This is a genomic window from Humibacillus xanthopallidus, assembly GCF_006717145.1.
GTDB classification, from domain to species: Bacteria; Actinomycetota; Actinomycetes; order Actinomycetales; family Dermatophilaceae; genus Humibacillus; species Humibacillus xanthopallidus.
This window is the reverse complement of the sequence record NZ_VFQF01000003.1, coordinates 964,487-988,228: the sequence shown is the minus strand read 5'-3', so window position 1 is coordinate 988,228 and position 23,742 is coordinate 964,487. Positions and strand designations below refer to the sequence as shown.

Below are 23,742 nucleotides of genomic sequence, written 5' to 3'. Positions count from 1 at the left end.
TCCTCACACGGTAGGCGCTGGGACGCCGTCGGCGGGGCGGTCACCCTAGAGTGAGCGCGTGCATCGTCGCCTCGCTCTCGTCCGCCGACCCTCGCCCCGTCTGGCGGACGGGCTCGTGACCCACATCGCGCGCTCCGGTGCCGTCGACCCGGGTCTCGCGATGCGCCAGTGGCAGGAGTACATCGACGTCCTGCAGCGCCGGGGCTGGTCGGTCATCGAGGTGCCTCCCGTCGACGACTGCCCCGACGGCGTCTTCATCGAGGACCAGGTCGTCGTGCACGGCGACGTCGCCGTGCTGTGCCGGTCGGGCGCGCCGGAGCGACGGGCCGAGCAGGTGGGCGTGCGTGAGGCCGTGGAGTCGCAGGGCTACCGCGTCAGCGAGATCACCGCTCCCGGAACGCTCGACGGCGGAGACGTGCTCAAGCACGGCCGCACGATCTGGGTCGGAGTCGGCGGCCGTACCAACAGCTCCGGCGTCGACCAGCTGCGGGCCGCGCTCGCGGGTCACCGCGTCGAGGTCGTGCCCGTGCCGGTGACGAAGGTGCTCCACCTCAAGTCGGCGGTGACGGCGCTGCCTGACGGCAGCATCATCGGCTATCCCCCGCTCGTCGACGACCCCACCGTGTGGAACCGGTTCCTCGCTGTCCCAGAGGAATCCGGCGCTCACGTCGTGCTGCTCGGCGGCGCGTCGGTGCTCCTGTCGGCAGCCGCACCGCGCACCGCGCAGCTGCTCGAGGAGCGCGGGCTCGACGTGACGACGGTCGACATCTCGGAGTTCGAGAAGGTCGAGGGCTGCGTGACCTGCCTGTCGGTGAGACTTCGCGGCTGAGCGATCTCTGTTACGGTCGTTAAGCAAGTGAGCAATCAGGTTAGCGACTGAACCGGAGGCCTGACGATGTCCGACCGACCCACCCGCGGCACGACCGCAGCGACGACCCACCCCGACGGAAACACCTTGACGACGGCCGACCAGGTCCGCCGCGTCGCCGTCGTCGTCGCCGAGGTGCTCTGCGTCTTCGGCACCCTCGTCGGCGTCGGCGTCCTCGGCACCCGCGTCGAGGAGTCGTCGGGCGGCGCCCTCGCGGCGACGGCGACGCTCATCGCGCCGGCAGGGCCCGCCTTCAGCATCTGGAGCGTCATCTACCTCGGCCTGCTCGCGTATGCCGTGTGGCAGCTGCCCGCCCGCAACGCCACTCGCGAGCGGGTGCGGAGCACCGGCTGGCTGGCGGCCGCCTCGATGCTGCTCAACGCGGCCTGGCTGCTCGTCACGCAGCAGGGCTGGATCTGGGTGAGCGTCGTCGTCATCCTCGCCCTCGCGCTCGTGCTCGGGCTACTCGTCGTCCGGCTCGGCGCCGAGCCGGCCCGGTCGTGGCCGGAGCGGATCGTGCTCGACTGCACCTTCGGGCTCTACCTCGGCTGGGTGGCGGTGGCGACCTGCGCCAACATCACGGCGGCCCTCGTCGACTCGGGCGTCGACCTCGGCGCCGTCGGCTCGCAGGTGGCCGCGGTCGTCGTGATCGCCGTCGCCGCCGTTCTCGGAGTCGTCTTCGCACGCCGTCTCGGCGCGCGCTGGGCGATCGCCGCGGCCATGGCGTGGGGCCTCGGGTGGATCGCCGTCGGACGCCTCACGAGCGAGCCCTCCTCTGCCGCAACAGGAGTCGCGGCGGCCGTCGCGGCTGTCGTCGTGCTCGCCGCGGTCTGGATGGCCCGCCGTGCGCAGCCCGCCGCGACCGACAGCCGGGCGAAGGCCACCGCCGGCGCCCGCTGACAGGGAGCGGCCACGACCTCAGGGGACCGGCGGCATACGGGGCCGGTGTGACGGAGCGGCCACTCGAGTGCGGTCGTGGCGGACGGCATACCGGACTCGTGTGACGGGGAGGCCACTCGAATGCGGTAGTGGCGGACGGCATACCGGACCTGTGTGACGGGGAGGCCACTCGAGTGCGGGTGGAGGCAGACGGTATACGGGGCCGGTGTGACGGGGAGGCCACTCGAGTGCGGGTGGTGGGTATGGGTTCGAGGGCCGCCCGGGGTGCCGCAGACCGATGGGGGCGGAACGTCCGTTTCGAGCTCCCGACCACTAGGCTGCCCCGGGGGCCACTCGAGCTGTGAGGTGATCCGTTCGTGGACGCTGACGTCGTCATCGTTGGTGCTGGTCTGGCCGGGCTGCGCTGTGCGCGGCGGTTGACCGATCTCGGCCACGACGTGATCGTGCTGGAGTCCGGCGACGGCGTCGGCGGGCGGGTCCGCACCGACGTCATCGACGGCTTCCGCTGCGACCGCGGCTTCCAGGTGCTCAACCCCGCCTACCCGGCGGTGCGGCGCTGGGTCGACGTCGGCGCCCTCGACCTCAAGCCCTTCGGCTCGGGCGTGCTCGTGCGACGGTTCGACGGGCTGCAGGTCGTGGCCGACCCGGTGCGCGAGCCCCGGCTGCTCGCCCAGACGATGCGCAGCGGATACCTCCACCCGCGCGAGCTCGTCGGTGTGACCCGGTGGACGGCGCGTGCGATCGCCGACCCGAAATCCATGATGCGCCAACCGGATTCGACGCTGGCTGACTCGCTCGACGAGGCGGGTGTCACCGGACGGCTGCGTCACGAGGTCATCGACCCCTTCCTCGCCGGCGTGCTCGTCGACAGCCACGGGGCGTCATCGGCGAACTTCACCAAGCTCCTCGTGCGGATGTTCGCGCTCGGACGGCCGGCCGTGCCCGCCCGCGGCATGAAGGCCCTGCCCGAGCAGCTCGCCGCACCCCTCGGAGACCGCGTTCGGCTCGGCCACCGCGTCGAGTCGATCACCCCCCGCGACAACGGGGTCGACGTCCAGGTCGACGGTGCGCCCGTGCGCAGCCGTGCCGTCGTCGTGGCCACCGACCCGATCGGCGCGGCCCAGCTCACCCCGATCCCCGAGCCCTCGACGAAGGGCCTCGTCACGTGGTGGTTCGAGGCGCCCGAGCCGCCCACGCGCCTCCCCCTCATCGCCGTCGACGGACGGCGCACGGAGAACGTGCCCGGTCCGGTGTGGAACACCGCCGTGCTCACGGCCACCGCCCCGAGCTATGCGCCCCCGGCGCGGCACCTCGTCGAGGCGACCTGCCTGCTCGACCGGCCCGACGGCGACGCCTCCGAGGCCGAGGTGCTGCGCCACGTCGGCGAGATCTACGGCTGCGGCACGGCCGGCTGGCGCACCGTCACGCGACACCGGGTCGACGCCGCCCTGACCGCGATGGCGCCGCCGCTCGAGGTGCGCTCGACGGTGACGCTCGGCGACGGCGTCTTCGTGTGCGGCGACCACCGCGACACCGCGTCGATCCAGGGCGCCCTCGTCTCCGGCCAGCGCGCCGCCGAGGCCGTCAGCTCCCACCTCGGCTGAGAAAGCCCACCCGACGAACTGCTCTTTCGATCGGGGTCGTGAGGCGCGGTCTTGGCTGAGGGTTCCCGCGGTCGACGGAGTGCTCTTTCGATCGGGGTCGTGAGGCGCGCCTGACGCCTGTCTCGAGACCGCGTCCGAAGAAAGTCGGGCCGAGCTGCATCCGGATGGCGCGCTGCCGCGGAAGAAGGGGCAGACGGTCACCACATGCCGTCGTCACGACAGCAGGACCGCTCATGCAGATCCCACCAGGCAGCTCACAGCACGCGCCCCTCTGAAAGGACCTCCTCATGAAGACCCTTCGCATCGCCGCCGTCGCGTCCCTCGCCCTCGCCCCCGTCGCCCTGGCCGCTCCGGCCCACGCGGCTGACGCCACCGTGTCGATCCTGCACGCCGTGCCCGGAGCGACCGTCGACGTCTACGCCAACGGCAAGGCACTGCTCACCGACTTCAAGCCCGGCACCCTGACCGACCCGCTGATGCTCCCCGAGGGCACCTACGACCTCAAGGTGACCGCGGCCGGGGCAGGGGCGGGCGGCGCTGCCGTCATCGAGGCAAACGACGTCAAGGTGCCCGGCAACGCCAACATCACCGTCGTGGCCCACCTCGACGAGAGCGGCAAGCCCGTGCTGACGCCCTACGTCAACGACACCTCGTCGATCGCAGCAGGCAAGGCCCGGATCACGGTGCGCCACACGGCCGCGGCTCCCGCGGTCGACGTGCGCGCCAACGGTCAGGTCGCCTTCAAGGACCTCACCAACCCCAACGAGGCGAAGGCCGACCTCGCCGCCGGCACGATCAAGGCCGACGTCGTGCTCGCCGGCACCGACACCGTCGCGATCGGCCCGGCCGACGTCAACCTCAAGGAGGGCACGAACACCATCGTCTACGCCTGGGGCAGCGCGGCCGACAAGAACCTCGCCCTCGCCACGCAGGTGCTGACCGGCATGCACTCCGCTCCCGGTGGCGTCCCCGCGGGCGCGGGTGACGACTCCTCGGCAGCGGCTCGCTGGGCCGCCGTCGCCGGCGCCTCGGCCCTCGCCGGAGGCCTCGTGCTCGCCGGTCGTCGCCGCGCCGCTGCGGTGCGCTGACCGCCGGTCGGCCACACCAGCCGGACCAGATCCACGACCCCTGCACCTTCGAGAGCACCGAGAGCACCGAGCCGATGACCCGACACCGCGCCCCCTCGCCGGTCCCCCACCGGACCGCGGAGCCGGGTGTCGCCGGCGGCTCCGGACGCTCGGGCGGAGCCAGGGGGGTGGCCGCAGCCCTTGCGGTCGCCCTCCTGGCGGGGCTCGTCACCTTCTGGGTCACCCGGCCCTCCGATGCCCTGTCGGGGGTCCCGGAGGCCGACTCCCTCGCCCCGGCAGCCGCAGCCTCGGCGACCGCACCCGCACCGACCGGGGCGGCGGCCTCCCAGCCGGAGGCGCGACCTGCCACCCAGGCCGTGGCCAGCACCCTTCCCGCTCCGACCCGGCTCACCATCAAGCGGCTCGGCATCGACATGCCGGTGAAGCCCGTCGGGGTGGCCCGTGACGGCGAGATGGCGCTCCCGCGCACTCCGGCCGAGGTCGGGTGGTACGAGTTCGGCCCCCGCCCGGGCGATCCCCGAGGCGCCACCGTGCTCGCGGCTCACCTCGACATGCCGGGCTACGGCACCGGCCCGATCGCCGCCGTCGAGGACCTGCGCCCGGGTGACACGCTCGTCGTGCGTTCAGGGGGCACGACGACGCGGTATGCCGTGAGCGACGTCCGCAGCATCCGCAAGTCCCAGCTCGACCTCCCGACGCTCTTCGCCCGTGACGGTGCGCCGGTGCTGCACATCGTCACCTGTGGCGGCACCTTCGACCCCGAGGCACGGCGTTATGACCGCAACATCGTCGTCACCGCCACCCCGGTGTCGTGAGGGCGTGGTTAGGGTGGGCTCGTGCACGTGCATGACGACCCGGATGTCGAGGCCGCCGACCTCGCCGTCAGGCTGCGAGCGGGCGACCAGGAGGCGCTCGCCGAGATGTACCGCCGGTGGTCCACCCTCGTGCACACCATCGCCCTGCGCAGCCTCGGCACCCGCGAGGACGCCGAGGACGTCACCCAGCAGGTCTTCGTCGCGGCGTGGCGAGGTCGCCACACGGTGCAGCCCGACCTCGGCTCGCCCGCGGCGTGGCTCGTCGGCATCACGAAGCACCGAGTCGCCGACGTGCGCACGGAGCGCTACCGGAGTCATCGCAACATGCAGGCGGTCGCCTCCGAGGTGGCCACGTCACCCGTCACGGTCGACGACTCGAACTGGGCCGAACGACTCCTGCTCGTGCACGAGCTCGAGCGGATGGGCGATCCGAGAGCGACCGTGCTCCGAATGGCTTTCGTCGAGGACCGTACCCACGAGGACATCGCACAGACCCTCGACCTGCCACTCGGCACCGTCAAGAGCCACGTGCGGCGAGGACTCATCGCACTGAGGGACCGGATGAAGGAGGTGGAGCGTGTCTCATCCCACTGAGGACGAGCTCGTCGATCTCGCCGTCGGCGACGGCACCGTCTCGCCGTCCGTCTCCGCATCCGTGTCCGCCCACGTCGACGGCTGCGACACCTGCGCTGCCACCGTCGCGGAGCTACGCCACACTGCCGCCCTCGTCGCCGCCGCCCCACCGTCGGTCACCTGGCAGGCTCCAACGGACGCCGTCTGGGGCCGCATCACCGACCACCTGAGCACCGAGGAGCTGGACGCCGACGGGCTCGACGCCGACGGGCTCGACGCCGACGAGCTCGACGCCGACGAGCCGACCTCAGACGACCTGCCGCCCGCCGCGCCGGCGCGGCGGGAGCCCGCCACCCCGCATACCGACGACGAGCTGGAACGCCGGCGCGCGGGCCGCCACGAGCGCGACCGCGGCGGGCGGGGACGCCGGTTGTCCGTCGGATGGGGCGCCGGGCTCGCGGCGGCGAGCCTCGCCATCGGGCTGCTCGCCGGACGCGCCATCTGGCAGCCCGACACGCCCGTGCAGCCCGTCGCCCAGGTGGCCCTGTCGACCCTCGACACGAAGCAGGACGAGGGCAAGGCGGCGGTGGTGCGCTCTGCCGACGGGCTCGACCTCACGGTCGCGACGTCGAAGCCGCTCGACGCGGGTGACGGCTACCTCGAGGTGTGGCTGCTCAACTCCGACGGCAAGCGCATGGTGTCGGTGGGAGTCCTCGCGCCCGGCGACAAGGCGTCGTTCCCGATCAGCCAGACGCTCATCGACGAGGGCTACGTCATCGTCGACATCTCGCGGGAGAAGTTCGATGGCTCACCAGCTCACTCGGGCGACAGCCTGCTGCGCGGCAAGCTGCCTGCCTGAGCAGGGGCCCGGCCGAGTCTCGCCGGGTCTCACTCGGCCGGGCCGCTCAGGTCACGAGGTCGTGCATGGCAGCCGTCGCGCCCCGCAGGTAGCGCTCGACGACGACCCGCTCGTCGTCGGTCAAGGAGGCGTCGAGCTCCGCGAGAGCGACGAACATCGGCCTCATGCGGGCGGTGACCTCGGCGCGCCCGCTGTCGGTGATGACGACCTCGGTGCGACGACCGTCGTCGGGGTGCGCCCGCCGCACGGCGTGGCCGTGGCTGCAGAGGCGGTCGACGACACCCGACGAGGCCGCCGAGGTCACGCCGAGCACCTTGGCGAGGTCGACGGGGCCCATCGGGCCACGCATGAGGTGGCGGAGCGAGTGCAGCTCGGAGGTGCTGAGCCCGGCCTGGCGCGCGACGACTGCCGGCACCGCCTCCGCGACCTCGACGAGCTCCTGCAGGGCCGAGAGCGTTCCCGTCAGCTGCCAGTTGGGCACGCCGGTGGCGGCGCTGGCGCGCTGCTGTGCGTCGGCGCCGGAGGGCGGGCCGCCGCGGTCGGGCGGCGATTGGCGGTCGCTCTGTTTGCTGCTAATGTCACTCACCAACTTAGTAATCTTCTGAGTAACCAGATTACTCATCCTAGCGGAGGTACTCGTGCGTTCGGTGACAGACAGGATCACACGCAAGTGGTGGGCGGTGGCCATCGTCATCCTCGCCCTGGGCGGTGCGATGGGAGTCGTATCAGTCGTCGGTGAGGCGACGCGCACGGCGTCGGCGACCGATGCCCTGCCCATCGGTTCGGACAGCGCGGCGGCGGTCGCGCTGCGCGAGCAGCTCCCGGAGGCGGAGGGGTCGACGGCCGTCGTCATCTTCAGCACGGAGTCCGGACAGCTCTCCCAGAGCGCCGTCAGCGCGATCGAGTCACGGCTCGCCGAGGTGCCGGGCGCCGGTCGGGTGCCGGTGCAGCGCAGTGAGGACGGCACGGCAGTGCTCGCCGTCGTTCCGGTGGACACCAACGACGCCACCGCGACCGCGGAGGCCGTGAAGCAGATCCGGGCCACCGTCAAGGCCGATCTGCCCGAGGGCGTCACCGCCCAGGTCACCGGGCCTGCCGCAGTGCAGGCCGACCTCGCCGCCGTCTTCTCCGGAGCGAACACCCGCCTGCTCATCGCGACCGCCTCGGTCGTCGCACTGCTGCTCGTCATCACCTACCGCAGCCCGATCCTCTGGATCTTCCCGCTCATCGTCGTCGGCGTGGCCGACCGGTTGGCCTCCGTGCTCGCCACCCACACCCTCGCGGCGTTCGACGTCGTGTGGGACGAGTCGACGATCGGCATCCTCTCGGTGCTCGTCTTCGGCGCCGGAACCGACTACGCCCTGCTGCTCATCTCGCGCTATCGCGACGAGCTGCGCAGCCACCACGACCGGCGCGAGGCGATGTCGCTCGCGCTGCGCCGCACGGCAGAAGCGGTTCTCTCCAGCTCGGTCACCGTCGTCCTCGGCCTGCTGACGCTGCTGCTCTCGCTCTTCCCGGCGACGCGCGGCCTCGGGCTCGCCTGCGCCGTCGGCATCGTCGTGGCTGCGGCCTTCGTGCTCCTCGTGCTGCCGGCAGCCCTCGTCATCTTCGACCGCTGGATCTTCTGGCCGCGCGTGCCGCGCGAGGGCGAGGCAGCCCTGGCGGACGGGCAGTCGCTGTGGCGCAAGGTCGGCGACCGTGTCGCCGCGCACCCCAAGCGGATCATCAGCATCACCCTCATCGGGCTCGCCGTCCTGGCATCCGGCATCGCCTTCGTCGACACCGGCCTCAAGACGTCCGACCAGTTCCTCCAGAAGCCCGAGGCGATCGCCGCCAGCGAGCGTCTCGCGCGGTCCTTCCCGGCCGGCAGTGCCGACCCGGCGATCATCATGACGACGAATGACCCGCAGGCCGTGACCACCGCCGCGAAGGGCGTCGAGGGCATCGCCGGCGCTCGGATGGTCAACCAGGGCAACGGGGTGGCAGAGATCGACGCGGTCATCGAGGCGGCCCCGGGCTCCGAGGCAGCCGCCGACACCGTCGTGGCCCTGCGCGCCGCCCTGACGGCCCTGCCCGAGAGCCACGTCGCCGGCACCGAGGCCGTGGCCCTCGACCAGGCGGAGGCCTCGACGCGTGATCGGCTCGTCATCTTCCCGCTCGTGCTGGCGCTCGTCCTCCTCGCCCTCGTCGTGCTGCTGCGGTCGCTCCTCGCTCCGATCGTGCTCGTCTCCACCGTCGTCGCCACCTACCTCGCCAGCATCGGCGCCAGCTGGTGGATCTTCAGCAAGGTCTTCAACTTCACGGCTCTCGACGACGGCGCCCCCCTCTTCGCCTTCGTCTTCCTCGTGGCCCTCGGCGTCGACTACAACATCTTCCTCGTGACGAGGGCGCGCGAGGAGGCACGGCAGCACGGCTCACGGGAGGGCATGCTGCGGGGCCTCGCTGCGACGGGTGGCGTCATCACGAGCGCCGGCATCCTGCTCGCCGCCGTCTTCGCGGTGCTCGGCGTGCTGCCGCTCGTCGTGCTCGCCCAGATCGGCGTCATCATCTGCATCGGCGTGCTCCTCGACACCCTCGTCGTGCGCACCCTGCTCGTGCCGGCCATCGCGGTCGTTCTCGGCGACCGCTTCTGGTGGCCACGGCGGGTCTCGGCCCACAAGGCTGCGCCGGCCGCAGAGCTCGAGGAGGCGGACCGGGAGGGGGCGACTGCCACCCCCTCCCCCAGCCACTGACCACCGCCGGACGGCGGCGGGCACCGTGGTGCCGTGTCGGACGGCGCTGCCGTCAGACACGTCACCAACATTCGACAAACCCTAGACAGATCGGGTTTCGAGGGCCATGCTTGAGGTCTCGAGGCTGATGAACCCCACCATCTCCTCCCCCGCCGAGGCAGCACCCCCCAGCTGGCCTCGGCACCGTGGGCCACGCGCCGCCTCCCTGCAGGCGCGTGGCCCACGTTCTTGTTCTCGCCCCTCAGCGCGTCAGCCGGTGATGGTCGGGAGCAGCTGCTGCATCGTCGCGATCTCGGCCTTCTGCGCTGTGATGATCTCCTGCGCCAAGGCCACCACATCGGCATTCTTGCCCGACGCCGTCGCGGTCTCGGCCATGGCGACCGCGCCCATATGGTGCTTGATCATGAGCTCCAGCCACAGCCGGTCGAAGGCCGCTCCAGAGGCTGCCGCGAGCCGCTGCATCTCCTCGTCGGTCATCATCCCCTCCATCGTGGCGCCGTCCCCGTGGTCCATGTCAGACATGTCGTGACCGTCGGTGTCGGAGGGCACGGGCTGGCCCCACGTCGACAACCACCCACTCATGGTCTGGATCTCAGGGTCCTGGGCCGCCTTGATGGCGACCGCGAGTCTCTTGACCTGGGCGTCGCTCGCGCGCTCAGCGGCGAGATCGGCCATCTCGACCGCCTGCTGGTGGTGCGGGATCATGTCGGTCGCGAAGGTGACGTCTGCGGCGTTGTGGTCGGCCGATGCAGCGGGCGCCGTGACGGACGCGCTTCCGGTCGCGCTCGACATGCTCTCGTGCGCGCCGCCCGAGTGGTCGGAGCTGCCGCACGCGGCGAGGGTGAGGGCCACCGCAAGGCTGACGGCGGCGTTGCTGGCATGACGGATCGTGCGCTTCATGGGTCGGTTCCTGTCCTGGGTCTGGGCATGCGTGACGGACTGCAGCACGGGCGGTCGACGCGCTGTCGACGCGCGGCTGCACAGCGGGACGAGCGCCGGCGATGTCGCCCGACGACCGTCCGGGCCCTGTCACGTGCGCAGGATGCAGAGCTCCGACAGGATCGAGCCGGGCGGTCGGGCACGGATGGTCAGCCACGAGCCCGGCACCGCCACGACCGGACGTCGGGCTGCGGCCACGGCACGGGCGAACCAGGCACGACCGCCACGCCGCAGCAGCAGGAGCAGCGGCAGGACGGCGAGACACATGACGCTTGCTCCGTGACGCGCTGCCTGACTCGACTCGCCGCCCGGCGAGGGGGCGCTCGGTTCCGCGGCGGCCACGTGGTGGCCGGTCTGCTCGTGGGCGTGCGCGGCTCCTGCTGTCACCGACGACGCGCCGCCCGGCGAGAGGTGGGAGGAGCCGTGGTGTCCGATGCCGAGCGAGTGCATGACGACGACGCCGAGCGCCAGCACCAGGGTGACGAGCACGAGCAGCCAGCGGCTCAGACGCGCCTGAGAGCGGCGGCGCTGGTGTCCGGAGGGCGTCACGCCGCCAGTTTAGGCGAGCCTGTCGGGCTCGGCAGGGGCCGCCTGCGCGGACCAGAGCCGTCCGCGCCGGCCCAGGTCGTCTGCACCAGCCTCGTCTGCACGAGCCTGCGTCGTCAGCGCCAACCCGCGTCGTCGACGCCACCCGGCACGTCGGCGTCCGCGTCGTAGGGCGTCCGGGTGAAGCGGAACGACGCGAGGTCGAGGTGCGACGGGGTGCCGTCAGAGCGCCGGACCAGCCGTAGCGGCTCGCCCGTGTAGTAGCCGTCGAGCCCGACCCACTCGTCATCGCCGACGGGCGCAAAGCGCGACCCTCGAGCCTGACCCGGCTCACCGAGCACGAGGTGCTCCCCGACGGCCCGGGCGACAGTGACCGACGGGCCCCAGTGCCACATGCCGACGACGTCGAGCACGGAGGCGTCCCCGCTCGCGTGCCACACCTGCGGAACACGGGGCTCGCGCTCCACGAAGGCGGCCAGCAGGTCGGAGCCCACGGGACGCATACCGGCGGTGGTGTTGGCGAGCACGACGACGCCGTCACCCGTCTCGACGTCGACGCGCAACCCGGCGAGGAAGCCGGGCATCGAGCCGCCGTGGCCGGCATACTTCCGTCCTGCAAGGTTCCACACCTGCCAACCTAGCCCGTGCGCGGCGGTCCACGGCTGGCCCGGGTTGTCGGCGAGAGTGTGCGGCTCGAGCATCTCCTCGAGGGTGTCGGCGGCGAGCACGTCGCCGGTGTCACCGCCCGCGAAGGCCGCCCAGCGGCCGAGGTCCTCGACGGTCGACCACAGCTGGCCGGCCGGCGCCATCGCGCCCGCGTCGTGCTCGGGCTCCGGCAGCAGCACGTCGGCGAAGGGGTGCACGGCGAGCCCCTGCGCGGACTTGCCGGTCGGTCGGGTCGTGGTGCGCGTCATGCCGAGCGGCTCGAGCAGGTCGCGGCGGATGACCTCGAACCAGTCGGCGCCGTGCGCGCGGGCGACGAGCTCGCCGAGGGCCGCGAAGCCGACGTTGGTGTAGTGGAAGCGGCGGCCGGCACGGAAGCGCTGGCGCACCGGGGAGGCGGCGAGGTCGTCCCAGCCGAGGCCGGCCGTGCGCTCCCACCACGGACCCTCGGTCTCGGCCTGCAGGCCTGCACCGTGCGACAGCAGCTGGGCGATCGTCACGTCGCCGAACGCGGTGCCTGGCACGTGCTCGCCGAAACGGTCGAGCAGGTCGAGGCGTCCGCGGTCGCGCAGCTGGAGCACGGCGACGGCGACGAAGGTCTTGGTGATCGAGCCCATCCGGTACTGCGTGTCGGCGTCCGCCGTGTCGCCCGTGGCGCGGCCGTCGAGCGTGCCGACGGCATCGGACCAGGCGAGCGACCCGTCGCGCACGATGCCGGCGGCGACGGACGGCAGGCGGCTCGTGCGCTGCTCGGCGGCGAGCAGGTGGCTGAGGTGGCGTGCGGTCGAGTCCTCGATGGGGGCAGCTGCGGTCACGCCGCCCACCCTAGGACCGGCGCTCTGGCGTGGCGCAGAGCACCCCGGCAGGATGGGACGGCGGCCCCACGGCCGCCACCCATCCGATATCTTGATGTCAAGATTTCTTCGGACCTCGAATGGAGCCAATGGTGACTGACTCGACGATCATCTACACGCACACCGACGAGGCGCCCGCTCTCGCGACCGCCTCGCTGCTGCCGATCGTCTCGGCGTTCGCCCGCCAGGCCGGGGTCGAGGTGGAGACGCGCGACATCTCGCTCTCGGGCCGCATCATCGCCTCCTTCCCCGACGCCCTGACGCCGGAGCAGCGGGTCGGTGACGCCCTCGCAGAGCTCGGCCAGCTGGCCAAGGCCCCCGAGGCCAACATCATCAAGCTGCCCAACATCTCGGCCTCGATCCCGCAGCTCAAGGCAGCGATCGCCGAGCTGCAGGCCGCTGGCTACGCCCTGCCCGACTACCCCGACAACCCGACCACCGACGACGAGTTGGCGGCGCGGGCGGCATACGACAAGGTGAAGGGTTCGGCGGTGAACCCCGTTCTGCGAGAGGGCAACTCCGACCGCCGCGCCCCCGCCTCCGTCAAGAACTACGCGCGCAAGCACCCCCACTCGATGGGTGCGTGGAGCAGCGACTCCAAGACGAACGTCGCGACGATGGGCGCCGACGACTTCCGCCACAACGAGAAGTCCGTCGTCCTCGCCGCCGACGACACCCTGCGCGTCGAGCACGTCGCCGCCGACGGCACGACGACCGTGCTCAAGGAGTCGATCCCCGTCCTCGCGGGCGAGGTCGTCGACGCGACGTTCATGGACGTCGCCAAGCTGCGCGACTTCCTCTCCGAGCAGGTCCAGCGCGCCAAGGAGGAGGGCGTCCTCTTCTCCGTGCACCTCAAGGCCACGATGATGAAGGTCTCCGACCCGATCATCTTCGGCCACGTCGTGCGCGCCTTCTTCCCGAGCGTCTTCGAGACGTATGCCGACGCGCTGGCCTCCGTCGGCGCCTCCCCCAACGACGGGCTCGGCGCCGTGCTCAAGGCCGTCGAGGGCCTGCCCGCCGACCAGCGCGCAGAGGTCGAGGCCGCCGTGGCGAAGGGCTTCGAGGACGGGCCGTCCATCGCGATGGTCGACTCCGACAAGGGCATCACCAACCTCCACGTCCCGAGCGACGTCATCGTCGACGCGTCGATGCCGGCGATGATCCGCACGTCGGGCCACATGTGGAACCGCGCGGGCGCCGAGGAGGACACGCTCGCCGTCCTGCCCGACAGCTCGTATGCCGGCATCTACCAGGTCGTCCTCGACGACTGCCGCGCCCATGGCGCCTACGACCCGGCCACGATGGGCTCGGTCGCCAACGTCGGGCTCATGGCGCAGGCCGCCGAGGAGTACGGCAGCCACGACAAGACCTTCGAGATCCCGGCCGACGGCACCGTGCGGGTCGTCGACGGCTCCGGCGTGGCGCTCCTCGAGCACCCCGTCTCAGCCGGCGACATCTGGCGCGCCTGCCAGACCAAGGACGTGCCGATCCGCGACTGGGTCAAGCTCGCCGTCACCCGCGCCCGCGCCACGGGCCAGCCGGCGATCTTCTGGCTCGACGAGGACCGCGCCCACGACGCGAACCTCATCGCGAAGGTCAAGGAGTACCTCGGCGACCACGACACCGACGGCCTGACGACCCTGATCATGAAGCCGACCGACGCGATCGCCTACTCGCTCGCCCGCATCCGCAAGGGTGAGGACACGATCTCCGTCACCGGCAACGTGCTCCGCGACTACCTCACCGACCTCTTCCCGATCCTCGAGCTGGGCACCTCGGCCAAGATGCTCTCGGTCGTCCCGCTCATCAACGGCGGTGGGCTCTTCGAGACCGGCGCCGGCGGCTCGGCCCCGAAGCACGTGCAGCAGCTCGTCAAGGAGAACTACCTGCGCTGGGACAGCCTCGGCGAGTTCCTCGCCCTCGCGGTCAGCTTCGAGCACCTCGCCGACGTGACCGACAATGCGCGGGCGCGCGTGCTCGGCCAGACGCTCGACCGTGCGACCGGTCGTCTGCTCGACGAGAACAAGGGCCCGGCCCGCAAGGTCGGCCAGATCGACAACCGCGGCAGCCACGTGTGGCTCGCGCTCTACTGGGCGCAGGAGCTCGCCTCGCAGACCGACGACACCGAGCTGGCGGCGAAGTTCGCGCAGGTCGCCCAGGCCCTCGCCGACAACGAGGCGACGATCTCCAAGGAGCTCGTCGACGCACAGGGTCACCCGGTCGACATCGGCGGCTACTACCGCCCCGACCCCGCCCTGGTCGACGCGGTCATGCGCCCGTCGAAGACCTTCAACGAGATCATCGCCACCCTGCCCTGACGCGCAAGGACAGAGCACCGCGCCCACCCGACCACGTGGTCGGGTGGGCGCGGTGCGTCCGGTCCAGGACCCGCTAGGGGGCCGGCGCCGTCAGCGAGAGGGGACGTCGAACCAGCCGGCGAGGTTGGCCGCGAGCGCGACGTCGCCGCGGGCCTTGAGCTTGCCCGTCATGAACATCATGACCGGGTTGCCCGTCTTGGTGATGAGCTTGATGAAGTCGACGGGCGCCATCGTCAGGCCCAGCGTCGAGCTCCCGTCGTGACCGCGCAGGACGGTGCAGACGCCGTCGGCGACCCGCACCGTCCAGTCGTCGGAGCCACCGTCGGGGCGGCCGGTCAGGGTCCAGTGCGTCGTCGCCGACGTGGAGCCGGCCCGCTCGGGGCGGAAGAGCTGCGGCATCCGGGTGAAGATCGACTCGACGATCGCACCGCGGTTGGGGCCCTCCATGAGCTCCTTGAGGTCGCGGTCTGACATCGCCTTCACCGCCTCGATGAACTCGGCGGGGTCGATCGCCGCGAGCTCGTCGGGCGTGGCGGTCCTGAAGTCGATGGCGGGCATCGGGGTCCTCTCGGCGGGGTCACAGGGCTTTGTTACCGGAGAGTAGGGCACGGGGGCCTCACCCGTCGAGGAACCACCCCACGACCATGCCGTCGGGACGGCCCGGCTCGATGAAGTGCTCGACGCCGAAGCCGGCGGCGAACATCTGCTCGGGCATCTGGAGCATGCCCTGGGCGTCGGACTGACTCGCGTGCGCGCGCAGCGCCTCGCGCTTGACCTCGAGGAAGTCGCTGACGTCGCAGGCCCAGTGCAGCTCGCTCTCGAGGCTGCCGAGCGGGTTGCCGTCGTCCATCGGCTGGCTGGGGTCCCAGTCGCCGACGTCGAGACCTGCCGCCAGGGCAGCCTCGTGCCCGCGGATCATGGCCGTGCGGTTCATCGACGACTCGAGGTAGCGCGGGGTGCCGGCGAGCTCGGCCGCCCTCCGCGCGACCGCGTGGACCTTGACGTGGTCGGGGTGGCCGTAGCCGCCGTGCCAGTCGTAGCCGACGACGACGTCGGCAGCCTCCTCGCGGAGGATCGCGGCCAGCCGCTGCGCCGCCTCCTCGGTGTCGGCGCGCACGAAGCTCTCGTCGTGGTCGTTCTGCGCCCACCCGGTCATGCCGGAGTCGCTGTAGCCGAGGAACTCGACCCGGTGCGTGCCGATGACCGCGTTGGAGGCGGCCGCCTCGACCCGGCGCCGGTGGACGACAGTCTCACCGTCCGCGAGGTCGTCGGGGGCGTCACCGTGGTCGCCGTTGGTCGCGACGACGAGGACGACGCGATGGCCCTCCTTCGCGGCGCGGGCCATCGACCCGGCCGTCTGGGACGCCTCGTCGTCGGGGTGGGCGTGCACGAACACCACGGTTGCCATGGGGTCAGCCTCTCACCCCTGGCCGACAGTCCGATCCGCCGGCACCACGGCCCGACAGGGGTCGTTCACACCGGCAGCGTGTAGACGATGTAGCCCTCGTCGCGCGCGACGTCGTCGTAGAGCCGCCGGGCCACCACGTTGGTCTCGTGCGTCTGCCAGTAGACGCTGCCGCACCCGTGCTCGCGGGCCCACTCCCGCACGGCTTCGATGAGCGCACGGGCCACGCCCCGACCGCGCACCTCCGGGTCGGTGAAGAGGTCCTCGAGGTAGCAGAGGTCCGGCTCGCTCGTGCTCGGGTGGACAAGGAAGTGGGTGATGCCCACGAGCCGTCCATCCAGCCACGCTCCCAGCGCGTGCAGCTTTGCGTCCGAGGCGAACTCGCGCCACGCCCTGTCGTATGCCGTCTGGTCGAGCTCGCGCTCGTAGAAGCTGATGTAGGCGCGGAAGAGCTCCTCCCACCGCTCGCGGTCGGCGGGCTCGAGGCGTCGGGTCTCGATCACGGACGCGACGCTAGCGCGCCGGACGCCGCCGTGGTCAAGCCCGCCGGACGGCATACCTCATGGGCCCCGGACGGCATACCCCTGATCGAGAGAGCAGTTCATCGGCCTCGGTGGGCCGACGAACTGCTCTCTCGATTGCCGGAGAAGGTCAGGCCTTCTTGGCCGCGGTCTTGCGGGTGGTCGCCTTCTTGGCCGTCGACTTCTTCGCCGTCTTCTTCACGACACGCTTGCGGGTCGTCGGACCCTTGGCGCGCTTCTCGGCGAGCAGCTCGAAGCCGCGCTCCGGCGTGATCGACTCGGGGTCGTCGTCCTTGCGCAGGGTCGCGTTCGTCTCGCCGTCGGTGACGTAGGGGCCGAAGCGGCCGTCCTTGACGACGACCGGCTTGCCGCTCACGGGGTCGGCGCCGAGCTCCTTGAGCGGCGGCGTGGCGGCTGCCCGCCCACGCTGCTTGGGCTGGGCGTAGATGGCGAGCGCCTCGTCGAGCGTGATGTCGAAGATCTGCGCCTCTGTCGCGAGCGAGCGCGAGTCGGTGCCCTTCTTGAGGTAGGGACCGTAGCGACCGTTCTGCGCGGTGATCGGGACCCCGTCGGCATCCGCACCGACGACGCGCGGCAGCGACAGCAGCTTCAGCGCAGCGTCGAGATCGATCGTCGACAGCTCCATGTCCTTGAAGAGCGACGCGGTGCGGGGCTTGGCCTTGGCGACCTTCTTGCGGCCCTTGGCCGGCGCCTCGTCCTCGGTCTCGGGCAGCACCTCGGTGACGTACGGGCCGTAACGGCCCGCCTTGGCGACGATCTCGTGCCCGGTCTCGGGGTCACGACCCAGCACCTTGCCGTCGTCGGCGGCGGCGTCGAGCAGCTCGCGGGCTCGCGCCGGCGTCATCTCGTCGGGCGCGATGTCGTCGGTGATCGTGGCGCGGCGCGGCGTCGCCGGCACCTCGGCGCCCTCGGCCACCTCGCCCGTCTCGAGGTTGATGCCGGCAGGCACGACCTCCTCGACGTAGGGGCCGTAGCGGCCGACGCGCACGACCATGCCGTCGCCGAGCGGGATGGTCGAGATCTCGCGGGCGTCGATCTCACCGAGGTCGTCGACGAGGTGGCGCAGGCCCTCCGCAGAGGTGGCTTCGTCACCGAAGTAGAAGCGCTTGAGCCACTCGACCCGGCCCTCCTCGCCGCCCGCGATGCGGTCGAGGTCCTCCTCCATCGAGGCGGTGAACTCGTAGTCGACGAGATTGCCGAAGTGCTCCTCGAGCAGGCGCGTCACCGCGAAGGCGAGCCACGTCGGCACGAGGGCCTGGCCCTTGGTGAAGACGTAACCGCGGTCCTGGATCGTGCCGATCGTCGCGGCATACGTCGACGGGCGGCCGATGCCGCGCTCCTCCATCGCCTTGACGAGGGTGGCCTCGGTGTAGCGGGCGGGCGGGCTCGTCTCGTGGCCGTCGGCCTCGGCGCGCACGACCTCGAGCGCGACCCCCGCCGACAGCTTGGGCAGGCGGCGCTCCTCGGCGGCGGCGTCCGCGCGGGCCGTGGCCTCGTCGTCACGCCCCTCCTCGTATGCCGCGAGGAAGCCCTTGAAGGTGATGACGGTGCCGCTCGCGCTGAACTCGACCGACTGGGCACCCTCGAGTGCCGTGTCGACGGCGAGCTTGACGGTGGCGGTCGAGCCCCGGGCGTCGGCCATCTGCGAGGCGACGGTGCGTTTCCAGATGAGCTCGTAGAGCGCGAACTCCTCGCCGCGCAGCTCGCCCGCGACCTGGGCCGGAGAGCGGAAGCGGTCGCCCGCGGGGCGGATGGCCTCGTGGGCCTCCTGCGCGTTCTTGACCTTCTTCTCGTAGCGGCGCGGGCTGTCGGGCACGTACTCGGCGCCGTACATGTCGCGGGCCTGGCTGCGAGCGGCGGTCGTCGCGGCGTCCGACAGCGTCGTGCTGTCGGTGCGCATGTAGGTGATGTAGCCGTTCTCGTAGAGCCGCTGCGCGACGCGCATCGCGTTCTTGCTGCTGAGGCGCAGCTTGCGCGAGGCCTCCTGCTGGAGGGTCGAGGTCGTGAAGGGCGCCGACGGGCGGCGCGTGTAGGGCTTCTCCTGGACGTCGGTGACGCGCGCCGTGAGGGGCAGGCACGCCTCCGCGATCCGAGTCGCGAGCGCCTCGTCGAGGTGAACGACGCCCTTGCCCGTCAGACGCCCGTCGTCGGCGAAGTCACGGCCGGTGGCGACGCGGGTGCCGTCGACGGCCGACAGTCGCGCGGTGAACTGCTGGCTCGCGCCGTCGGGCGTGAAGTCGCCCTCGACGTCCCAGTAGGACGAGCGGACGAACGCCATGCGCTCGCGCTCGCGCTCGACGACCATGCGGGTCGCGACGGACTGGACGCGGCCGGCCGACAGGCCCTGGCGGACCTTGCGCCACAGGACCGGGCTCACCTCGTAGCCGTAGAGGCGGTCGAGGATGCGGCGCGTCTCCTGGGCGTCGACCATCGCGGTGTCGATCTCGCGGGTGTCGTTGACGGCGCGCTGGATCGCCTCGCGGGTGATCTCATGGAAGACCATGCGCTTGACAGGGACCCGCGGCTTCAGCGCCTCGAGCAGGTGCCACGCGATGGCCTCGCCCTCGCGGTCCTCATCGGTGGCGAGGTAGAGCTCGCTGGCGTCCTTGAGGAGGCGCTTGAGGTCGGCGACCTTCTTCTTCTTGTCCGGGTCGACGACGTAGTAGGGGTCGAAGCCGTTGTCGACGTCCACGGCAAACTTGCCGTAGGGCCCCTTCTTCATGTCGGCGGGCAGCTCCGACGGGTTGGGCAGGTCGCGGATGTGTCCGACCGACGCCTCGACCTCGAAGTCGCCTCCCAGATAGCCGGCGATGGTCTTCGCCTTGGCGGGCGACTCGACGATGACGAGCTTGCGGCCCTTGCCTGCGGCCATGGTGCACCTTCTACTTCCCGCATCTCACGTGCAGCGGATTCGTCGCTGCATCGGCGTGGACGCGGCTCGACCGTAACAGCAGGTGTCAAGGTCGGCCGCATCGCAGTCACACCTCGGCGTATGCCGTGAGGCCGGGTTGCGGAGGCTCGGACCCTCAGGCGGTGGGCCAGACGATGAGCGTGCGCCACGTCGACGGGTCGGGCTCGTCGCCGGGGTCGGTGAGGTAGCTCTCCCACATGAGCGGCCCGGGCGTCACACCGTGCTCGGCCATCCAGGCCTCGATCTCGCCGTACGTGCTGGTCATGGTGTCGTAGGGACCGACGTGCACCGCCTCGACTGCGCGGCCACCCGGCAGGGTGCCTGCGACGACCCCGTCTGCGTCGGCGATGGGGGCCGCGACGGGGAAGCCCGCCTCGACGTCGACGAACTCACCGGGCGGACCGTGGTAGGCGCCGAACGGAGGTCCGACGGGTGCATCGCGCTGCGCCCGGATGGCGCGCATCGTGTCCTCGAACGCGCGGGCAAAGAAGCTCGTGAGCTCTGCCATCGGCACCTTCTCGTGCACGACCGCCGTGTGCTGCTCGGTCAGGTCAACAATCCGGATCTCGGTCATGCCACCACGCTTGCACGCGGCAGCACCGCCTCGACAGGGCCGAAGGGCCCGTTGGAGCGACGCCGCTCCACCCCGACGGACTCCTCGTGCCCAATCGAAAGAGCAGTTTGTCGCCCCTTCGAGCCCACGCGACGGGCACGCGGCAGGGCGACCAACTGCTCTTTCGATTGGTCTGCGGGCTCGCGTGCTGCCGACGAACTGCTCTTTCGATTGGTCTGCGAGGAAATACTGGGGTGACGGTCGGCGTTCCCGTGATAGTTTAGAGTTCAACAACTTGTGGAAGGACCCGCCATGACCACCCCCGTGCTCTACCTCAGCCACGGCGCACCGCCGCTCGCCGACGACGAGCGCTGGACCGCTGAGCTGGCCGCCTGGTCCGACGACCTGCCCAAGCCCAGCAACGTGCTCATGGTCTCGGCCCACTGGGAGGACGCGCCGACGACGCTCGGCAGCACGACCGGCGCACCGCTCACCTACGACTTCTGGGGCTTCCCGCAGCACTACTACGAGGTCACCTACGACGCGCCCGCCGCGCCGGGCCTCGCCGACGAGGTCACCAAGCTCCTCACGGCCCCCGGCCAGGCATCGAGCACCTCGGTCCACCGCGACGAGTCCCGCGGGCTCGACCACGGCGCCTACGTGCCGCTCAAGGAGATGTTCCCCGACGCCGACGTGCCGGTGCTCCAGATGTCGATGCCGACGCTCGACCCCCGCGGCCTCTTCGAGATCGGCCGTCGCCTCGCGCCGCTGCGCGAGCAGGGCACGCTCATCGTCGGCTCGGGCTTCACGACCCACAACCTGCGCTGGTTCAACCCGCACGCCGGCCCCGACGGCACCCCGCCCCAGGCGAGCGCCGAATTCGACCACTGGGCGCAGGAGGCCATGAAGGCCCAGGACGTCGACAGCCTGCTCGACTTCCTCGACAAGGCCCCGGCGGCCCGCGAGGCCCACCCGCGCACCGAGCACTTCGCGCCCCTCTTCGTGACCCTCGGCGCGGCCTACGCGTCTGGCGGCCTCGACAACAAGAGCGTCATCGACGGCTTCTGGTTCGGCCTGTCGAAGCGCTCCTGGCAGTTCAGCTGAGAGCCCGCCCCACGGCATACCGGCTGGTGACGGGCGCCCACGCCGACCTGTCGCTTCGGCGTCGCTGACCCCGGAGCAGTCGGGAACTCACCGGTAACCCCCTCCGTTCTCATCGTGTGGGGCCCCACACTCGCGACCGCGGCTCGGAACCTCCCCTGACTTCGAGCCGTGGTCGCCCCTTCAGGGAGTCCCCGGGACCGGCCCCCTGACTCCGGCCCCGGGGTCGTCCTGAGACCGGGTCGGGGACAACCCCGAGGGCACCCCGGAACCTCGGTGGAACCGTGTGAATGCCTACCCCGTCCCACGCGCGCGGCACGTAGAGTGGCCGTACGCCAGCGGGCGCGACACCGGACCCCAGCAACTCACCCCGGGGCCCCGTCGCCGCGCCGACGCATCCCTTATGCCGCTGTGCGCGTGAGGACTTCGGTCGCGTCGCCGACGTGGCCGGCTCAGAGGGAAGGACCCCGTTCGAGATGACCGACCAGCCCGCCGCCCAGGCCGCCCAGGCCGCGCAGGTGCAGCAGCTCGCGCCGCCGACTGCTGACGCCTTCATCCTCACGGCCCCGGCCCCCTCGGCGCCCGTCGCCGAGACCGCCGCCCCCAAGATGGCACCGGCCGTGCCCGAGGCCGCCCTGCCCGGCCTCGACGCCAAGGTCGACACCTACCTCGACTCGCTCCTCAAGGCGGCCTCGCGCTCGCCCGAGTGGGAGGCCAAGGCGACCGACGTGCGCATGATGGGCAACGACGAGGTGAAGTTCGCCGCCGAGAGCAGCAACCGCATGCTCCAGATGCCGGTCAAGGCGCTCAACGAGGGCGGCCTGTCGGGCAACTCCAAGGTGGGCAAGACCCTGCTCGACCTGCGCGAGACCGTCGAGGACCTCGACCCCGGTCAGGCCACCGGCGCGAAGAAGTTCCTCGGCATGATCCCCTTCGGCGACAAGGTCACCGACTACTTCCGCAAGTACCAGTCGGCGCAGAGCCACCTCGACGGCATCCTCCACGCGCTCCAGTCCGGCCAGGACGAGCTCGTCAAGGACAACGTCGCGCTCAACCTCGAGAAGAAGACCCTGTGGGAGTCGATGGGCCGGCTCAACCAGTACGTCTACGTCGCCGAGCGGCTCGACGCCAAGCTGGCCGCCCAGGTCGCGACGCTCGAGGCGACCGACCCCGAGAAGGCGAAGGCGCTGCGCGAGGACGTCCTCTTCTACGTGCGCCAGAAGCACCAGGACCTGCTGACCCAGCTCGCGGTGTCGATCCAGAACTACCTCGCGATCGACATCATCATCAAGAACAACATCGAGCTCATCAAGGGCGTCGACCGGGCGACGACGACGACGGTGTCGGCGCTGCGCACCGCCGTCATCGTCGCGCAGGCCCTCAACAACCAGCAGCTCGTCCTCGACCAGATCACGGCGCTCAACACGACGACCTCGGGCATCATCGAGCGCACGTCCGAGGCGCTCAAGCAGAACTCCGCCCGCATCCAGGAGCAGTCGGCGAGCGCGACGCTGTCGATCGAGTCGCTCCAGAAGGCCTTCGCCAACATCTACGAGACGATGGACACCATCGACCAGTTCAAGGTGCGAGCCCTCGACAACATGGCCGCGACGATCGGCACCCTCGAGACCGAGGTGGCCAAGTCGCGCACCTACCTCGAGCGGGTCGCCACGCAGGACGCGCGCCGCGCCGACAACGTCGCCCCCGGCCTGCTCGACCTCGGCACCGGTCGGTGAGGGGGCGGGTCGCCGACGGGGCGGCCGCTCGGCGAGGATGGACGGGTGCGGCACGGACGCCGGCAACACACCCGGTCCGGCACCAGAAGTAGAGGGGAATCGACGTGGGGATCCGGTCGTGGTTCGGGTTGGACAAGCCCGAGGCACCGGAGCCGCCGCGCCCCGGCCCGCCGACGACCGAGCAGCTGCTCGGCGCCCTCGACGCGATCGAGCAGCAGGCCCGTGACGGCAAGGTCCCCGGCGTCGTGCTCTCCCGGCTGCTGCGGGTGACCGGCATCGTGCGCCAGACCCTCCCCCGCCTCACCACCCTCGGCATCGGCAGCGCCCAGGGGTTCAGCGTCATGGCGACCGCCACCGACTACCTGCCGGTCGCGATCGGCAACTACCTGCGCCTGCCCCGCGACTGGGCCGACAGCCGGCCGATCGCCGGCGGCAAGAGCTCGGTCATGCTGCTCGTCGACCAGCTCGACCTGCTCGGCACGACGATGGACAAGGTGTACGACGCCGTGTGCCGCGCCGACGCCGAGGCGATCATCGTGCACGGGGCGTTCCTCGAGCAGAAGTTCGGGCAGGCCTCGAGGGGAGGGGTGCTCGGGCTCGGGCCCGACGCCGTGCAGGCCGCGCCACCCCCTTCCAGCGCATCCGCCAGCACGCCGACCAGCACCGCCACCGCCACACCCATTAGCCCCTCTCCCCTCGCCCCGCCGGAGTGACGCATGAGCCGACCGACGAGTT

The 23,742-nt window shown here is 71.3% G+C and carries 21 protein-coding genes; 12 read left to right on the top strand and 9 right to left on the bottom strand.

Annotated elements, in window-relative coordinates:
• The first annotated feature begins 58 nt into the window (after positions 1–58).
• From ddaH to FHX52_RS22510, 7 genes are all read left to right on the top strand, one after another.
• Positions 59–829, top strand: coding sequence for a dimethylargininase (gene ddaH / locus FHX52_RS22540; protein ID WP_141824563.1), 771 nt, complete (start codon positions 59–61; stop codon positions 827–829).
• A 66-nt stretch (positions 830–895) separates the two neighbouring features.
• On the top strand, positions 896–1,768 hold the full coding sequence (locus FHX52_RS22535; RefSeq protein ID WP_141824562.1) for a tryptophan-rich sensory protein: 873 nt from the start codon (positions 896–898) through the stop codon (positions 1,766–1,768).
• Between the two features lie 356 nt (positions 1,769–2,124).
• On the top strand, positions 2,125–3,372 hold the full coding sequence (locus FHX52_RS22530; protein WP_141824561.1) for an NAD(P)/FAD-dependent oxidoreductase: 1,248 nt from the start codon (positions 2,125–2,127) through the stop codon (positions 3,370–3,372).
• A gap of 287 nt (positions 3,373–3,659) precedes the next feature.
• Positions 3,660–4,460, top strand: a complete 801-nt coding sequence (locus tag FHX52_RS22525; protein WP_141824560.1) for a DUF4397 domain-containing protein — start codon at positions 3,660–3,662, stop codon at positions 4,458–4,460.
• Between the two features lie 74 nt (positions 4,461–4,534).
• Complete coding sequence (locus FHX52_RS22520; RefSeq protein WP_141824559.1) at positions 4,535–5,275, top strand: class F sortase; 741 nt, start codon at positions 4,535–4,537, stop codon at positions 5,273–5,275.
• Between the two features lie 21 nt (positions 5,276–5,296).
• A complete protein-coding gene (locus FHX52_RS22515) occupies positions 5,297–5,869 on the top strand; it encodes an RNA polymerase sigma factor (RefSeq protein WP_141824558.1) in 573 nt (190 codons plus the stop codon).
• Positions 5,853–6,707 carry an anti-sigma factor gene (locus FHX52_RS22510; protein ID WP_141824557.1) on the top strand — a complete coding sequence of 285 codons (855 nt, stop codon included), beginning with the start codon at positions 5,853–5,855 and terminating at the stop codon, positions 6,705–6,707. Before FHX52_RS22515 ends, FHX52_RS22510 begins: the two co-directional genes overlap by 17 nt.
• Positions 6,708–6,753: 46 nt before the next feature.
• Here FHX52_RS22510 and FHX52_RS22505 read toward each other — a convergent pair whose 3' ends face one another.
• Positions 6,754–7,293 (bottom strand): MarR family winged helix-turn-helix transcriptional regulator, encoded by a 540-nt coding sequence (locus FHX52_RS22505; protein ID WP_246070336.1) that lies wholly within the window; start codon positions 7,291–7,293, stop codon positions 6,754–6,756.
• A gap of 61 nt (positions 7,294–7,354) precedes the next feature.
• Here FHX52_RS22505 and FHX52_RS22500 point away from each other — a divergent pair, with 61 nt between their 5' ends.
• Positions 7,355–9,439, top strand: coding sequence for an MMPL family transporter (locus tag FHX52_RS22500; protein ID WP_246070335.1), 2,085 nt, complete (start codon positions 7,355–7,357; stop codon positions 9,437–9,439).
• A gap of 249 nt (positions 9,440–9,688) precedes the next feature.
• Here the strand turns inward: FHX52_RS22500 and FHX52_RS22495 are convergent, their stop codons facing one another.
• The 3 genes from FHX52_RS22495 to FHX52_RS22485 all read right to left on the bottom strand — a co-directional run bounded on the left by FHX52_RS22495 (position 9,689) and on the right by FHX52_RS22485 (position 12,402).
• Positions 9,689–10,339 carry a DUF305 domain-containing protein gene (locus tag FHX52_RS22495; RefSeq protein WP_141824555.1) on the bottom strand — a complete coding sequence of 217 codons (651 nt, stop codon included), beginning with the start codon at positions 10,337–10,339 and terminating at the stop codon, positions 9,689–9,691.
• A gap of 129 nt (positions 10,340–10,468) precedes the next feature.
• A complete protein-coding gene (locus FHX52_RS22490) occupies positions 10,469–10,927 on the bottom strand; it encodes a DUF6153 family protein (protein WP_141824554.1) in 459 nt (152 codons plus the stop codon).
• A 113-nt stretch (positions 10,928–11,040) separates the two neighbouring features.
• On the bottom strand, positions 11,041–12,402 hold the full coding sequence (locus tag FHX52_RS22485) for a serine hydrolase domain-containing protein (RefSeq protein ID WP_141824553.1): 1,362 nt from the start codon (positions 12,400–12,402) through the stop codon (positions 11,041–11,043).
• A gap of 128 nt (positions 12,403–12,530) precedes the next feature.
• Here FHX52_RS22485 and FHX52_RS22480 point away from each other — a divergent pair, with 128 nt between their 5' ends.
• Complete coding sequence (locus FHX52_RS22480; protein ID WP_221630687.1) at positions 12,531–14,759, top strand: NADP-dependent isocitrate dehydrogenase; 2,229 nt, start codon at positions 12,531–12,533, stop codon at positions 14,757–14,759.
• A gap of 90 nt (positions 14,760–14,849) precedes the next feature.
• Here the strand turns inward: FHX52_RS22480 and FHX52_RS22475 are convergent, their stop codons facing one another.
• The 5 genes from FHX52_RS22475 to FHX52_RS22455 form a co-directional block, all read right to left on the bottom strand.
• Positions 14,850–15,317, bottom strand: coding sequence for an SCP2 sterol-binding domain-containing protein (locus tag FHX52_RS22475; RefSeq protein WP_141824551.1), 468 nt, complete (start codon positions 15,315–15,317; stop codon positions 14,850–14,852).
• Between the two features lie 58 nt (positions 15,318–15,375).
• Entirely contained in the window at positions 15,376–16,167 is a 792-nt protein-coding gene (locus FHX52_RS22470) for a PIG-L deacetylase family protein (RefSeq protein ID WP_141824550.1), read from the bottom strand.
• Between the two features lie 65 nt (positions 16,168–16,232).
• A complete protein-coding gene (locus tag FHX52_RS22465; RefSeq protein WP_141824549.1) occupies positions 16,233–16,667 on the bottom strand; it encodes a GNAT family N-acetyltransferase in 435 nt (144 codons plus the stop codon).
• Between the two features lie 148 nt (positions 16,668–16,815).
• A complete protein-coding gene (gene topA, locus FHX52_RS22460; RefSeq protein ID WP_141824548.1) occupies positions 16,816–19,578 on the bottom strand; it encodes a type I DNA topoisomerase in 2,763 nt (920 codons plus the stop codon).
• Positions 19,579–19,732: 154 nt separating this feature from the next.
• The gene (locus FHX52_RS22455; protein ID WP_141824547.1) at positions 19,733–20,191 is read right to left on the bottom strand and encodes a GyrI-like domain-containing protein; all 459 of its coding nucleotides are present in this window, start codon (positions 20,189–20,191) and stop codon (positions 19,733–19,735) included.
• A 291-nt stretch (positions 20,192–20,482) separates the two neighbouring features.
• Between FHX52_RS22455 and FHX52_RS22450 the strand changes: the two genes are divergently transcribed.
• From FHX52_RS22450 to FHX52_RS22440, 3 genes are all read left to right on the top strand, one after another.
• The gene (locus tag FHX52_RS22450) at positions 20,483–21,274 is read left to right on the top strand and encodes a dioxygenase family protein (protein ID WP_141824546.1); all 792 of its coding nucleotides are present in this window, start codon (positions 20,483–20,485) and stop codon (positions 21,272–21,274) included.
• 473 nt (positions 21,275–21,747) lie between these two features.
• Complete coding sequence (locus FHX52_RS22445; RefSeq protein WP_141824545.1) at positions 21,748–23,007, top strand: toxic anion resistance protein; 1,260 nt, start codon at positions 21,748–21,750, stop codon at positions 23,005–23,007.
• 104 nt (positions 23,008–23,111) lie between these two features.
• Positions 23,112–23,720 (top strand): hypothetical protein, encoded by a 609-nt coding sequence (locus tag FHX52_RS22440; protein WP_141824544.1) that lies wholly within the window; start codon positions 23,112–23,114, stop codon positions 23,718–23,720.
• Positions 23,721–23,742 lie beyond the last annotated feature (22 nt).